Genomic DNA, 14836 nt, shown 5'->3' with positions numbered 1-14836 from the left:
AGTCACAACTCAATAAGGTATTGTTTTAAATGGAAGAAAATTATGAAATACGCGCAGGATATCGCATTGGTGAGTTTGAGTTGTGCACTACCTCTGAGCAGTTTTTTAAACAAGGAAATCGCATTGCGATTGAACCCCAGTTATTTAGCTTGTTGCATTTGTTGGTTGCAAACCGCGCAAATATTGTTTCGCGAGAGCAAATAGAAAGTGTAGTTTGGGCAGGGCGTCCTGCAACGGATGAATCGATTAGGGCTGCGATTAAAAAGCTACGTGATTTATTAGGTGACAATGCGCGTGCACCCCTTTTTATTAAAACAATACCCAAACAAGGGTATAAATGGCTGGCGTCAGTTGAGAAAATCACAGCCCCATCGTTAGAGCAAAAACAACAGCGCAAAGGTTTCAAGCCAGTATTAATCGTTTTGATGATGGCGGTATTGGGACTTTTACTCTGGATTTTTAGCCCAAAACACATCCCCGAAGCTGCGCCACAAAGCACAATTGAGCGATTAACCACGTTATCTGGTTCTGAAATATTTGCTGATTACAATAAAGTATCACAACAATTGGTGTTTCTTCATCGCGAGTCAAATATCAGTGCGCAGCAACTTTACATAAAAGATCTCATTACGAATGAAATTCAACGTTTAAGCTGGGATGATAAACACTATACCGATAGTTTTTGGTCGCCAGATGGTAAACAGTTAGTCTTTACATCTGGCTTTGGTCTGAAGGTAAAACACTTTATTGCAAGCTTCGATGAAAACCGTAATGTTACTAACGTAACACCGTTTGCAATAACCGCAAATACGCCAAAATACATTCTAGGCTGGCAAATTGATCAGTCAGGGCTATGGCTTGCAGATGAAGTAACGAATCCAACCCCTCACAGCATTTATCGTTTTGATTTTAACACGCAAAATATAGAGCCTGTGTCCTTACCCAATGTTTCTGGTCGTGGTGATTACTATGCTGCGCAGTCAAAAAATGGTGAGCGAATAGCTATTTTGAGAGAAGTCGAAAACAATCAGTCATCTTTAATTATTGTGGATTTAATAAGCAATGATGTGATTGCAAATCACTTGCTGCCTTTTACGGCAAACCGCATGGTATGGTTGTTTGACGACAGTGGTGTGATTATTAGTAACTTTTTTGGCCAAGCTGCAACGTTCAAGATGGCAAATAACGGCTTTGCTTTTGATATCGAACTTCCCCCTAATGCAATTGATATTTATGCAAGTTGTGGCGAACGCTGTTTGATCTTAAGAGAGCACAATGGTGACTACTTGGATTTAAAAGAAGTACCACAGCCTAAATTAAACCAAGTGAATGAGAGCGAAACACCGCACCTTTTTAATACTCGGATATTGAAAAAAACAGGCGCGCAGGACTTACCGCTGTATGTGGGTGAGCGAAAAGCGCTCGTTTATGCTTCATTAGAGGCTAATCAGTTTGCCTTGACGTTACTAAATAACAACAACCAAGAGCAGGATATTGTTGCGTTTGATACGCCAGAAGGACTTAGTGCGATAGCTGCTTCTTTTGATGGGAATCGGATTGCGGGAGTTGTTGATGGGCGCTTATTTATTGTTAATGATATTCACTCGATTAAAACAGCACACCCGCCGAAGTTTGTAAGTAAAGCGCTTGAGCGTTTAGAAAATCCAGTATGGCATGAAGATAATACTCACTTATACCTTGCTCATTATGTTGGTAATTCACCTGCCATTATTAAATTGAATACGCAAACGAATGAACGAAGTCGAGTTATTGATGGGTTTGTGAGTTTTAAAAAGCATTCTGATAATAAAAGTGCAGTTGCAATCGACCCAAGCTTAATGGCGTGGCATTTAACAAAACAAGATGGGCAATGGCAAAAAGTGAATGCGCTCGGCAAGGTGCACTCAGCAAATGTGCATCGTTGGGATTATTTTGACGATGTATTTTATTACACAAAATTGGAACAGCGGGTTGGCTTGCTTTGTCAGCGAACACTAAAAGCCCAAACAAGCGTAGATGCAGAGCAATGTACCGCGATAGGTAAAAACATGTTTCGCTTAAATTTTGATATTCAACCAAACGACTCCACCCTAGTTATGGTGGAATCGTTAAGTGCACAAAGTGATATTATTCGTTTAACTTGGTAAGCGTAATTACACTTAACTTTGCAGTTTATTTGTTGGCGTTAAATTTCACATTATTTGGTTTACGCTTAGGCCGTTTCGTTTGACCTTTTTTATCACTGCGACCTTTGTTGGTAGTTGAATTACCTTGAGGTTTTGACTGCGCTGACGGTTGTTTTTTCTTTGGTTTGCTTGCAGCTTTAGCCTCGGCTTTTACCTTATCATTGGTACTCGCGTTTGCTTTTGGCTTTTTCGGTTTCTTCGGCTTTTTAGGCTTAATTGGACGCGTATCTAATTTTGATTCAGGTACAGGGTTTTGTGGTTCAAAACCAGCTTCAATTTTACGCGGAATAACTTCTTGTATAAGTCGTTCAATACCAAATAAATCGGCAGCGACGTCTGCTGTTACAAATGAAATTGCTTCTCCTGATGCACCTGCACGGCCAGTACGGCCAATACGGTGAACATAGTCTTCATACACATTTGGCAGGTCAAAGTTAACCACATAAGGCAGTTCTTGAATATCGAGGCCACGCGCTACAATGTCTGTTGCAACCAGTACATTTACATCACCTAATTTAAAGCCATTAAGTGCATTCATACGTGCGCTTTGGCTTTTATTACCGTGAATTGCAGCGGCATTGATTTTGGCTTTTTCAAGGTCACGAACTAAACGGTTTGCACCATGCTTAGTACGCGTAAATACCAGTACTTGTTGCCAGTTATTGGTTTTAATTAGGTGTTTAAGCAAGCTAGTGCGTTTACTTTTATCAACCGGGTACGCCCATTGGGTTACTGTTTTAGCTGTTGTATTGGCAGGAGCAACTGAGATTTCGATTGGGTCGTTAATTAGGCCTTTAGCAAGCGCACGGATATCATCAGAAAAGGTTGCTGAAAACAGTAAATTTTGACGCTTTTCAGGCAGTGCTTTAATCACACGTTTAATGTCGTGGATAAAGCCCATATCGAGCATGCGGTCAGCTTCGTCGAGTACAAAGAGTTCAAGCTGATCAAACTTAACTGCATTTTGTTGGTAAAGATCAAGTAGGCGGCCAGGGGTGGCAACTAAAATGTCGCAGCCTTTACGCAGTTTAAGCATTTGTGGATTAATTTTAACCCCGCCGTATACCACCTGACATGAAAGCGATAAATGTTTTGAGTAGGTTGCAACACTTTGCCAAACTTGTGCTGCAAGTTCTCGTGTTGGCGTAAGAACCAGTGCTCGCACTTGGTTGCTACGTACTTTTGGCCCTTTACTCAGCATTTCTAGCATTGGCAGCGTAAATCCAGCAGTTTTACCTGTGCCTGTTTGTGCCGCAGCCATTACATCGCGACCTGCTAAAATTGCAGGGATTGATTTTTCTTGAATTGGCGTAGGGCTTTCATAACCTTGCTCTTTAATTGCTTGATTGATTTCAGGGCAAAGATTTAAGTCTGAGAAATGCATTTTTAGTAACTCTTGTGACGGCGGCCGAGCAGGTTACAGCATCTCATGTATGAACGCAATTACTGTGAAAGCGAGATTATTTCTAGAAAATTGATTTCGCTTGGCTAATTTTAAAAAGAATAAAAATTCAAGCGTTTAGTTATATCAATAAATAGTAATAAAATGATGTATTTATATCCTTTTATAATCGCGAAAACTTGTCTATTGTTTAGATATTAGGGTTAACAGGGTTGGCAAATGGATCGCATTTCAAACGTTATTTTAATTTTGCTTATATTTTTTTCAGTAAATGCGTTGGCAAATAAGCAGGTATTTAATATTTATCATGATTCAGATTACTCTAATCATAGTCAGTCAGCCAACGCGATAAAAATGGGGTTTGAGACTGCACTCAAACAGCGTCAAGCAAGCTTTCCTAATATTGAATTTAATTTCATTGAAAAAGATCACCGTGGAAACAGTAATCGTAGCTTACGGCATATGAAGCAGTTTTTAGCGGATCCTAATGCATTAATGATGCTGGGCGGTCTCCATTCGCCACCCTACATTAAGCATAAAAAATTCATCAGTGAAAATAATATATTACTGCTTGTGCCCTGGGCTGCGGGCGGCCCGATTACGCGCTTTGCGTCACCGAAAAATTGGGTTTTTCGTCTCTCGGTTGATGACACGAAAGCTGGTTATCGCATTGTAAGTTATGCAAAAGAGCAGCTAAGTTGCCAGCGACCACACATGCTGCTTGAACAAACACCGTGGGGCAAATCTAACTTCGCAACCATGAGTAAAGCACTGGCCTCAAAAAATGACGCTAACGTCACTTGGTTTAGCTGGAATACCAAACTAAACACGGCAAAAATAATTTTAAGGGACATCGCAGGGCGCAACGCAGATTGCATCTTGTTTGTTGGTAACGCCCTTGAAGGTCGACAGTTTGTAGAGGCAATGGCAAGTTTACCGAAATCACAGCGATTACCCATTGTAAGTCATTGGGGAATAACAGGCGGTGACTTTTTTAATAACGTGAAGCCATTTTTAGCAAATGATGTTGATTTAAGTTTTATTCAAACCTGTTTCTCCCTTCGTAATACCCAATCTGAACTTGCCAAACAAGCGATTGTGGATGCCAAAATATTATTTCCAGAAACGTTTACTGACGAAGCCACACTGCCTGCACCTGCTGGCTTTATTCACGCATATGATTTAGCGAATGTATTTTTAACAGCATTGTCAAATACACAGGTTAATCAAGATGTTAAACTTATGCGCGAGTCACTGCGTGTTGAATTGGAAAACTTGCAACAGCCAGTGACTGGGCTGATTAAAACCTATCAGCAACCTTTTACTCCATGGTCGGAAAACACACCTGATGCGCATGAAGCTCTCGGGCTTTCGGATTTATGCATGGCAAAGTATATGCCTGATGGTGGAATTAATGTATTTGAGAATTAAGTGCTTGTAATGGAAAAACAGGTCAATAAGTTTCAACTATCAGTAAACCATGCATTTTTATTGTTTGTATTATTGAGTTTGCTGCTGTCAGTTCTGGTGAGCTCTTTACTTGTTGGTTTCACTACCGATAAAAGTATGCGTGAGTATCACAGCAACTACGCACAAACTGAAGCCCAGTTAAGTGCCCGTTACGTTCAACAGTTTTTAGAAACACGTCTTCAGCTGTTACATGACCTAGCAAGCCAGCCAATATTGATAAATGGTGTAATGGGGTCAGATGTCTCAACGGCATCGCTAGCAGACTATCTAGACAGTTACCAGATAGTAGGTAATAAAGAACCGATTTGGCTTGTGAATATCGCCAACGAACTTGTATATAGTAACCAGCCAAATACTTTATTCGAATTGCAAGCACCATGGCTGGAAAAGTTATTGATGGAAGAGACAGCGCATGTCATCACTCTCATTGAAGAAGGTGATAGTGCCTACTTTTTACTTGCAGTACCTGTGAAATATAATGGCCTTAGTGAAGGTGCATTGATTGTAAAATTTGAACGTGGTTTAACCATGTTGCTGGAAGATGTCATAAACAGTGATACCTATGCTGTGACCTTGACTGGCAATTGGCTCTCTTTCTCAACGATTAATCCGCTGCTTGAATACCAGTCGGTGTCTTCTTTATCTTTAGGCGATACAGGGCTCACTCTCGATAGCCAATTTAATCAGCAGTTGGTTGAACAGCGCGTGATGAGCATTATCAGCAAGGTCGCTTCTGCAATAATGGTGAGCTTAGTCGTGGCCTGGGTAGTGTTGTATTTAGTTGGTCACAAGCTATTGTTAGACCCTTATCGTCGCCTGGCAGAATCAGAAAGCGCCATAAAACAAAGTGAAGAGCGATTTAAAGTCGCAGTTGCCGGTAGCAGTGATGGGATTTGGGATTGGAATATTGAGCACAACACGGTGTTTTACTCGCCGCGCTTTCGAGAGCTGTTAGGTTATCAGGGGGATGATTTAGAGGCTTATCCCAATACTTTTATAAGTTTCGAAAAAGTACTTCATCCAGATGAAAAAGAGTATGTCAAAGAAAGGGTCGTTGCTCATCTTAAAGATAAAGAACCATTTGATGTTGAGTATCGTTTACGTAGTAAAAATGGCGATTACTTATTCTTTAGAGCCAAGGGAACGGCATTGTGGAATGAAGCGGGGAAAGCCACGCGAATGGCAGGCTCGATTACGGATATTACCGAGCAAAAATTGGCGCAAAAAGCCTTACAAGCTGCAAAAGAGCGCAATGATTTGTTAGCACAAGCGATAGAAGCATGTAATTTAGGTATTTCAATCTCCGATGCGACAAAGCCTGACAACCCATTGATATTTATTAACAGTGGTTTTGAAAAAATGACAGGTTATGGATCTGAGGTATTAGGCAGTAACTGTCGATTCCTTCAAGGACAAGAAACCTCTCAAGAGGCAATCAAACAAATAAAACAAGCCCTAGTAGACAAAACTAAGATCCGAATTGAATTATTGAATTACCGCAAAGATGGTACAGCATTTTGGAATAATTTACTGATATCGCCTGTGTTTGACGAGGAACAGCAACTCGTAGCCTTTGTTGGTATTCAACAAGATATCACTGAGCGAATTGAAACAAGTAAAGCGCTCGAACAAGCAAAGCATCAAGCTGAGCATGCTAATAATGCGAAGAGCGAATTTTTAGCTTCGATGAGTCATGAGATCCGCACGCCAATGAATGGTGTCCTGGGCATGCTTAATTTATTGCTCAATACTGATCTTAATAAAGAACAGCAACATCGTACCAATGTGGCGATTAGCAGTGCGAATACCTTGTTAAACTTATTGAACGATATTTTAGATTTTTCAAAAATTGATGCCGGCAAACTTGAGCTTGAAAACATAGAGTTTGACTTGCGCGCAATGATGGGGGAATTTGCAGAGGCTTCTGCTATACAAGCCCATCAGAAAAACTTGGAACTAGTGCTAGATATAACAGGTATTAATAAAAAAACAGTTACGGGTGATCCAACCCGTTTGCGTCAGATTTTACATAACCTTGTCGGTAATGCGATAAAATTTACAGCACGTGGCGAAGTGGTGATAAAGGCCACCCTGGAAGAACACAATGACGAAAATTGGCAATTTGAATGTGAAATCAGTGATACTGGGATAGGCATATCAAAAGAGCAACAAGAAAAGCTATTTAAATCGTTTTCACAAGTTGATGCATCGACTACTCGAAAATATGGTGGCACAGGATTAGGCTTAGCTATTGTGAAAAATCTTTGCTCACTGATGGGCGGCGATATCAGCGTTCACAGTGAAATAGGTAAAGGCTGTACCTTTAAGTTCACACTATCATTAGGCAAAAGTAATTCAGTACAAGCTGATATTCCTATTATCGATATTAAAAAACTTAATGTGTTAATTGTTGATGATAACAAAACCAATTTAGATGTTTTACGCGGTCAATTAGAATTTTGGGGGGCAACAGTTACCGAAGCGCTATCAGCAAAACAAGCAATTGAAGTGTGCGAAGCATTTTTTGATAAACATCATAAATGCTTTGATATTGCTCTGTTAGATATGCAAATGCCTGAAGTGGATGGCGCCGAGTTAGGGCGTCAAATAAAACATCATGCGCAGTTGAAAGACACTAAACTGGTGATGATGACTTCGATGAACCATCAAGGCGATGCTGCGTTTTTTGCAAAACTGGGCTTTTCAGGCTATTTCCCAAAACCAGCTACTACCTCGGACTTGCTCGATGCGCTAGCAATTGTAGTTGACGGTGGCGATGCTTATAAACAGGCTGATCCGCTTGTCACCCGTCACTATATTCAAACATTGCAAACGCAAAAAATACCAGATGAGATTGCATGGGATAGTCGAATCCGGATTTTGTTAGCGGAAGATAATCAGGTTAATCAGATTGTTGCACAAAGTACGCTTAACAAATTAGGTTTAATGGATATTACCGTCGCTGCCAATGGTGAAGAAGTGATTCGCCACCTAAAGCAATGTGAAGCTGATTCACCTTTTTCCATTATATTAATGGATTGCCAAATGCCTGAAATGGATGGTTATGATGCGACAAAAGCCATTCGACAAGGTGAAGCTGGTGAACGCTTTACAAGTATTCCCATTGTTGCCATGACTGCAAATGCGATGGTGGGGGATAAAGAAAAGTGTTTGGCCGCGGGCATGGATGATTATGTATCTAAACCCATCGTTGAATCGAACCTTAAAACCAAACTGCTTAATTGGCTACCGCATAAAACGAGTTAAATTGGTGTTATCAAGTCTTAACGTAAACCTATTGTGTTGTGAAGTAATAAAATGATGATTTTAGCCCAAATATCCCCCACAAAAAATGTAACCTATTGATAGCTAAAGATATGTTATGATAGGTGTAAGAAGTGTCTAAAACTGGGGTAAGTATTTGTGAGTAAAAGGAAAAATAGACCTTTTAGAGTGCTAGTCGTATGCATGGGTAATATTTGTCGTTCGCCGACAGGGGAGGCTGTGTTAAAGGCAAAAGCGACTTTGCATGACGTTGATATCGAAATCGATTCTGCAGGGACCATTGCTTATCATGCTGGCGAGCGATCGGATCCGCGTTCACGGGCTGCAGGAGAAGCAAGAGGTTATGACTTTTCATCAATTCGCGCGCGACAAGTGACCGCTAATGATTTTGAATACTTCGATGAAATTTTGTGTGCAGACAAACAGAACTTAGCCGATTTGAAGGCAATTTGCCCATTTCCATATCAGTCCAAATTGAAGCTATTTTTAAGTTATGGCGATATGGGAGTGAATGAAATACCCGACCCTTACTATGGTGGTGAGCAAGGGTTCGAACGGGTATTAGATCTAATCGAAAATGCCAGTGAACATTTTGTTTTGCAGCATTAACAACTTGGTTTTGTTGCGGGTAACGATAAGATAAAACGTGCGCCATGTCGCTTTGATTCGTCGACACGTATGTGTCCATGATGACGAGAAATAATACTGTGTGTCACAGCTAAGCCTAAGCCCACACCACCAGAATCGCGTTGTCGGCTTGGGTTTAGTCGGGTAAAAGGCTCAAAAATTTGAGCAACTTTCTCTATTGGGATGCCCGGACCATCATCTTCTACAGCAATATGGCAATATCCTTGGCTAAACCAACACGAGATTTCAACCACTTGACTCGCTACGCGTCCCGCATTTTGTAATACGTTGGTTAATGCCTTGATTAGTAAAGGTCCGTCACAATGTAATAAACAACTACAAGAATCATGAATAAAGTGTAGCTTAGGATAATGAGAGGTTACGTTCGCTAAGCTTGTTTTAATCAACTCATCCAAGGGGTGCTCTGAAAAACACAGGGGTTTTTCCATAAATTCCAATCGTGCATAATTAAGTAGCTCGTTTGCCATTAAGTTAAGGCTATTCACTTCATTATCGATTTGGCGGTATAAACTCTTGTGCGCAGGAACATTGGTTTGTGGCAACATGTCTAATGCAAACTGCATCCTTGAAAGCGGACTTCTAAGCTCATGCGCAATACCATGTAATAAATCCTTTTGCATCCTTGCTAAATCACGGCTATCAGCATCGATTTGCCCATGTTTGGGATTAAGGTTGTGCTCTTTTTCTGTCACTGAATGTAAGTTGGAGCGCGTTAAAGCAAACCAATAAAGTAGCCACAAGCCGCCAAAAAACACAGCCGTTAAGCCCAGTACCTTATAAGCTAAAATCAGCGGGATGCTCGTATTAATAAGAGGAGTTATTTTTAAATACTGATTGGCGGTTAGCTTCAAATAGGCGCTCATCTCATCACTTTCTGTGAACGATTCGCCATTGGCTAATGATGTGAGTTGTTTAGCGTGTTGTTTTTCCAAATCAATCAAGTTTACTAAGCTGATATGGGTATTTGGATACTCTAAAGCAGCTGTTTGCCAAGTTTTTAATGTCAGTGTTTCGTTATTATATTTCGCTGCTAACTCCTGATTAACCTGTTGCAGGTGATGTCGAATAGGCGCGTATTCATTGATAGATAACCAATTAATGCCATAACTTATCATTATGACGATAAAGCACATCACAAGACATGCCATTGACATTAGCAGGGGGCGATTTTTGCTAATCACAAAGAATGTAACCTGTATTACGGACCGTTTTAATAAGTTGATTATCTGGTGCAACAACGGCCAACTTTTTACGAATCCGGCTAATACGTAAATCAATTGAGCGATCGATCCCGTCATACTCTAAACGGAAAATCTGCATATGCAGGTCTTCACGGGAAATAACCTGCCCTTTGTGGTTTGCCAAAATTGCCAGTAAATCGAACTCTGCAGTCGTTAGCTCAACAGCCGTTCCATTGACCGATACAATGCGCTTTCGCGTATCGATGACAAGACCAGAACTATTAATTATGCCGCCTATCGGCGCTGCTTTTCTGAGTTGTGCACGAATATGGGCCAGTAATAAGCGTGGTTTTACCGGCTTACATAAATAATCATCAGCACCAAGTTCAAGGCCTGTTACTTCGTCTATGTCGTCACCTAACGCGGTAAGCATCATAATGACACCATGGTAAGTCGGTCGGATTTGTCGACACAAAGTCAATCCGTCGATGTCTGGCATCATTAAATCGAGAATGATCAGGTCCGGCTGGAAAGAATCGATGGCATGCTGTGTTTCTAATGCATTGTTAAGCACTTCAACCACATAGCCATTACTTGTTAAAAATTGACTGATTAAGCTTGTTAGCGAAGCGTCGTCATCAATGAGAAGAATTTTTTGCAAAGACCGGCTCCAGACTTAAAAAGATAGGGTTATATAACTTTGGTTTCTTTAAAGTATCGCGTAAAGGAAATATTAGCTCAACCAATTTAGCTCGTGCACGACAGTTATCCATTTTTGTGCGTGTTATGACCAATCGATGATGTCGAATCATCAACTCAAAGTCTTTTTCAGTAGTGCATCCATTGCTTGTTACCTTAATTTTAATGCTGGATTCACCCACACTAATGCCATAGAGCGGCTCAACCATAGCAAGCGATTGTAAAGGCACAATCGACAGCATTAACAACAAAATATACTTCATAACGTTAACCCAAAAAAAGAGAAGCAAAGCTTCTCTTTTGACAACAAGGAAGATTAGCGAACTACAACAGCCAGTTCGACATCTTTAAAAGCCTCATAAGCATGTAGTTTGAGAGTCCACACACCTGGCTCTGGGAATTGCACAAGAATATGCTCGTCGTTTCCTTCCATAACTGAGTAAAACTTCTCGCTTTGTTTGTCTTCACCGTTTAGCACAAGGTCAACATCACCTTCACCGCCACGTGTATCGATCCAAAGTAGCTTAGCATCTTCAGGCACTTCAATTTCAAAACCAACGATTTGATCTGTTTCAGCACTTAACCCCGTAATCAGTTCACCTACGCTATCACCACCGTTATCAGGTTCACCAGGGTTGTTATTACCATCACCAATACCAGGGTGATTGTCTGTATTGGTCATTACATCATCAAACCAAGCGTTAAAACTGGTAACACGCGCATACACACCGTATTTATTAGGAAGTGCACAGCCATCACCCCAACTTACAACACCCACTTGTAATGGTCCTTGATTACCTGCAATAACCAGCGGGCCACCACTGTCACCTTGACATGAATCTTTCCCGCCTGCTGCAAATCCGGCACAAATTTCAGTGTTAGCAATTTTGCCATTATATGCACTTGCACTATTACACACTTCGTTTGTTACCAATGGCACGGTGACTTTAAGTAATTGTGGCGAGACATCACCACCACTTGAAGTCGTGCCCCAACCTGAAACAATCGCGTTAACACCGGCTTGAATTTGGCTAGCGTCGGCATCGCTTGCAAGTTTTAGGTATTCAATATCTGTTACTGGTGTAGCTAATTTAACTAAAGCGACATCAGTTGATTTGCCAGCAAGATATTCAGGGTGAATATAAATGTTTTCGATCTTTACGCGTTGACCTTGCTCGCTTGCCTGATCGATAAAATTATAACGGATAGACATGTTAGCCAGTTCCGATGATTTTACCGACTCAACACAGTGTGCAGCAGTTAATACCCAATCTTTGTTAATGATTGAGGCACCACAAAAGTGTTGTTGATCAAATTGCATTGATGCCATCCAAGGACGTTCACCAAGACGAGTGGGCTCGCCACCGACGATACGAACAGAGTCCATCGCTTGTTTTAATTTTAATGGAAGTTCTTGTGCTACAAGCACATTTGATAAGCCTGTTAGGGCGATTAGAGGTAGTAACATTTTCATTTTTTTAACTCCTGTTAACGTTCTGTTATTAAGTTACTTGCCTTCTTATCGAATGTTTATTGCTGTTAATTGTCGGTTTGTATCGCTTTGTATCGGTTTGTTAGGCAGCTGTTTCACAGTGTATTGCTTACGTAAAAAAACCATAAATTAGTATGGGAATAAGCGCATTTGATGCCTGTAAGATGGGTTTTATTGTGAGTATTAAAATGACCAAGAAGGTTTGGGTTATGTGTAGAAAAGACAAAAGGCACTTAGTTTAGTGCCTTTTATTGATGCTAAATTATTGGATTAATTTGCAATCACACAGTTTCGTCCAGCATCTTTTGCTCTATACACGGCAATATCTGCTTTTTTTATCGTTTCTTCTATAGTGTGTTCTAGTCCCATTTCAGCTACGCCAAAACTAGCGGTAAGTTTTATAATTTTCTGCTCATGTTGAATGGTCATATTTTCAATGGATAAACGCAGACGCTCGGCTAATTGGATTGCTTGTTGTTCAGCAGTGTAGGGGAGGATGATAATAAATTCCTCACCACCGTAACGGCATAATACATCTTCTAAGCGCAATTGCTTTTGACAATTTTTGGCAAATTTAGCTAATACGATATCACCTGCCTCATGGCCAAACTCATCATTAATTTGCTTAAAATGATCGAGGTCGATCATGATAAGTGAGAGCGGGGTTTGTAATCGATACTGCGAATTTTTAGCGCTTTGTACTCGTTCATTAAAATACCGACGGTTTTTAAGACCTGTTAAGGTATCCACAAAAACCATTTCTTTTAACTGATTTTGAAGCTTGAGTGTTTCTAGCGCCATTAACCGTCTACTACAGCTATCCGCTAGTGATTCGGCATACACAATATCATCCTCAGTCCAAATATGGTGTTCAGCAAATGATTCGCACGATACCACTCCATGGGGTTTACCATTTAAGTAAATAACCGTGTCTAAAAGTGCACGTGAACTATTTTGGTTATGAATTATTAGTTCGGTCGTACGGTTGTCTTGAGCGACATTGTTTGCAGCAATAGTATGGCCAAGTAGAATTTGTTCAAAATAAGTGGGATATTGATGTATCTCCAAGCTGTTTGCTTGTTCATTTTGAAAGTCACTACTAGCAATACAATTTAATTGATTTGGTGAATCAATGTGATCAACTAACCAAACCGAAATTCTATCGACGTCAAGAAAGTGTAAACCTTCTTTGAGCAGATCATTTAATAATTCATCATAGCTTTCTGCAATTTCGATACTATGAGAACTTACGCGACGCAACCTTTGGCGTGCTTGTTGAGGTGTCAACATACAACTACAGCCTTTTTAAAAGTGTGCTTCCATTCACAGGAAAATAACTTTTTCACCAACCATAGTATGACTTTTGGGTAAATATTGTTTGACATAGCGCAATAAACTAACGTTATTCGAGTAAATATTCGAAGTGCCAATCAGTTTGTTTGTGAACTCAAGATAGTATTCTTATGCCACTTAACCTAATATACGCCTAGTTTTTATTTAAGGAGAAAATTAAGGTTATGTCACAGCAAAAAGACACGCTGAAAGACTATGTTATGACCTTTTTGAAAGGTGCAGGTATGGGCGCAGCAGATGTAGTACCTGGCGTTTCAGGTGGCACCATTGCATTTATTACGGGTATTTATGAGCGATTACTGAGCGCCATTCGCAGTGTTAATTTTAGCGCATTAAAGGTATTAAAAAATCAGGGTATCAAAGCGCTTTGGCAGCATATTGACGGTAATTTTTTGCTAGCAGTTTTTAGTGGTTTAGCCCTGAGCGCACTGTCACTTGCGAAAATCATTACTTACTTGTTGGCGCATCATCAAACTTTGGTTTGGTCTTTCTTTTTTGGGCTTATCATCGCGTCGTTTTTACATATCGCAAAACAATTAGAAAGTTGGGATATTAAAACGGTGTTTGCCTGCATTTTAGGTACTGTCATTGCTTTTACGATTACTTCGCTTGCTCCTGCAGAGGCTAACGCCAGCTGGTGGTACTACTTTGTGGCCGGTGCGATTGCCATTTGTGCCATGATTTTACCCGGGATATCAGGGAGTTTTATATTATTATTGCTAGGTATGTACGGGCACGTACTTGGCGCTGTGACGTCACTTGATTTACCGCTAATCGGGCTGTTTTTAGCCGGTTGTGTTGTTGGCTTAATGTCCTTTTCACATTTTTTAGGATGGTTACTCGCGCGTTTTAGAGACGTTACCTTTGCATTACTCGCTGGATTTTTATTTGGTTCGTTGAATTTACTATGGCCTTGGAAACAGGTGGTGAGTACATACACCAATTCAAAAGGCATTGAAAAGCCGTTATCGCAAACGAATATTGGGCCAGAGACCTATCAAATGGTGACAGGACAAGACCCGCAAACGTTAATTTGTTTTGCATTAGCACTTTTTGGTTTGGGTTTAATTTTAGCCATTGAAAAACTCACAGCAGATAAACCAAAAGGCTAGTTTTAAAC

General features: G+C 40.4%; 11 protein-coding genes. 5 read left to right on the top strand and 6 right to left on the bottom strand.

What is annotated here, in order from left to right:
- The first annotated feature begins 29 nt into the window (after nt 1-29).
- On the top strand, nt 30-2147 hold the full coding sequence (locus OM33_RS20275; RefSeq protein ID WP_040136309.1) for a winged helix-turn-helix domain-containing protein: 2118 nt from the start codon (nt 30-32) through the stop codon (nt 2145-2147).
- 25 nt (nt 2148-2172) lie between these two features.
- Here the strand turns inward: OM33_RS20275 and OM33_RS20270 are convergent, their stop codons facing one another.
- On the bottom strand, nt 2173-3570 hold the full coding sequence (locus tag OM33_RS20270; protein ID WP_040136308.1) for a DEAD/DEAH box helicase: 1398 nt from the start codon (nt 3568-3570) through the stop codon (nt 2173-2175).
- A 237-nt stretch (nt 3571-3807) separates the two neighbouring features.
- Here OM33_RS20270 and OM33_RS20265 point away from each other — a divergent pair, with 237 nt between their 5' ends.
- The 3 genes from OM33_RS20265 to OM33_RS20255 all read left to right on the top strand — a co-directional run bounded on the left by OM33_RS20265 (nt 3808) and on the right by OM33_RS20255 (nt 8952).
- Nucleotides 3808-5019, top strand: coding sequence for an ABC transporter substrate-binding protein (locus OM33_RS20265; RefSeq protein WP_040136306.1), 1212 nt, complete (start codon nt 3808-3810; stop codon nt 5017-5019).
- Between the two features lie 9 nt (nt 5020-5028).
- Entirely contained in the window at nt 5029-8325 is a 3297-nt protein-coding gene (locus tag OM33_RS20260; protein ID WP_040136304.1) for a PAS domain-containing hybrid sensor histidine kinase/response regulator, read from the top strand.
- A 156-nt stretch (nt 8326-8481) separates the two neighbouring features.
- Nucleotides 8482-8952, top strand: a complete 471-nt coding sequence (locus tag OM33_RS20255) for a low molecular weight protein-tyrosine-phosphatase (RefSeq protein WP_040136302.1) — start codon at nt 8482-8484, stop codon at nt 8950-8952.
- On the opposite strand, the gene OM33_RS22220 is transcribed toward OM33_RS20255, so the two are convergent.
- The 5 genes from OM33_RS22220 to OM33_RS20230 all read right to left on the bottom strand — a co-directional run bounded on the left by OM33_RS22220 (nt 8949) and on the right by OM33_RS20230 (nt 13653).
- On the bottom strand, nt 8949-10124 hold the full coding sequence (locus tag OM33_RS22220; protein ID WP_234402787.1) for a sensor histidine kinase: 1176 nt from the start codon (nt 10122-10124) through the stop codon (nt 8949-8951). The two genes, OM33_RS20255 and OM33_RS22220, sit on opposite strands and share 4 nt — an antisense overlap.
- Nucleotides 10125-10164: 40 nt before the next feature.
- Nucleotides 10165-10833: a response regulator transcription factor gene (locus OM33_RS20245; protein WP_040136300.1), complete on the bottom strand. Its 669-nt coding sequence runs from the start codon at nt 10831-10833 to the stop codon at nt 10165-10167.
- Nucleotides 10811-11134, bottom strand: coding sequence for a hypothetical protein (locus tag OM33_RS20240; protein WP_040136297.1), 324 nt, complete (start codon nt 11132-11134; stop codon nt 10811-10813). Before OM33_RS20240 ends, OM33_RS20245 begins: the two co-directional genes overlap by 23 nt.
- 53 nt (nt 11135-11187) lie before the next feature.
- Nucleotides 11188-12345 (bottom strand): trypsin-like serine protease, encoded by a 1158-nt coding sequence (locus tag OM33_RS22215; RefSeq protein ID WP_052141213.1) that lies wholly within the window; start codon nt 12343-12345, stop codon nt 11188-11190.
- 288 nt (nt 12346-12633) lie between these two features.
- Entirely contained in the window at nt 12634-13653 is a 1020-nt protein-coding gene (locus OM33_RS20230; protein WP_040136295.1) for a sensor domain-containing diguanylate cyclase, read from the bottom strand.
- Nucleotides 13654-13880: 227 nt separating this feature from the next.
- On the opposite strand from OM33_RS20230, the gene OM33_RS20225 reads away from it, so the two are divergent.
- On the top strand, nt 13881-14828 hold the full coding sequence (locus tag OM33_RS20225) for a DUF368 domain-containing protein (protein ID WP_040136294.1): 948 nt from the start codon (nt 13881-13883) through the stop codon (nt 14826-14828).
- Nucleotides 14829-14836: the final 8 nt, after the last annotated feature.

Origin of the sequence: Pseudoalteromonas piratica, assembly GCF_000788395.1 — a bacterium.
GTDB lineage: Bacteria > Pseudomonadota > Gammaproteobacteria > Enterobacterales > Alteromonadaceae > Pseudoalteromonas > Pseudoalteromonas piratica.
This window is presented reverse-complemented; position numbering and strand designations above follow the sequence as displayed.

Coding starts and splice junctions, on each gene's coding strand:
- OM33_RS20275 (WP_040136309.1), top strand. CDS start 30: ATGGAAGAAAATTATGAAATACGCGCAGGATATCGCATTGGTGAGTTT.
- OM33_RS20270 (WP_040136308.1), bottom strand. CDS start 3,570: ATGCATTTCTCAGACTTAAATCTTTGCCCTGAAATCAATCAAGCAATT.
- OM33_RS20265 (WP_040136306.1), top strand. CDS start 3,808: ATGGATCGCATTTCAAACGTTATTTTAATTTTGCTTATATTTTTTTCA.
- OM33_RS20260 (WP_040136304.1), top strand. CDS start 5,029: ATGGAAAAACAGGTCAATAAGTTTCAACTATCAGTAAACCATGCATTT.
- OM33_RS22220 (WP_234402787.1), bottom strand. CDS start 10,124: ATGTGCTTTATCGTCATAATGATAAGTTATGGCATTAATTGGTTATCT.
- OM33_RS20240 (WP_040136297.1), bottom strand. CDS start 11,134: ATGAAGTATATTTTGTTGTTAATGCTGTCGATTGTGCCTTTACAATCG.
- OM33_RS22215 (WP_052141213.1), bottom strand. CDS start 12,345: ATGAAAATGTTACTACCTCTAATCGCCCTAACAGGCTTATCAAATGTG.
- OM33_RS20230 (WP_040136295.1), bottom strand. CDS start 13,653: ATGTTGACACCTCAACAAGCACGCCAAAGGTTGCGTCGCGTAAGTTCT.
- OM33_RS20225 (WP_040136294.1), top strand. CDS start 13,881: ATGTCACAGCAAAAAGACACGCTGAAAGACTATGTTATGACCTTTTTG.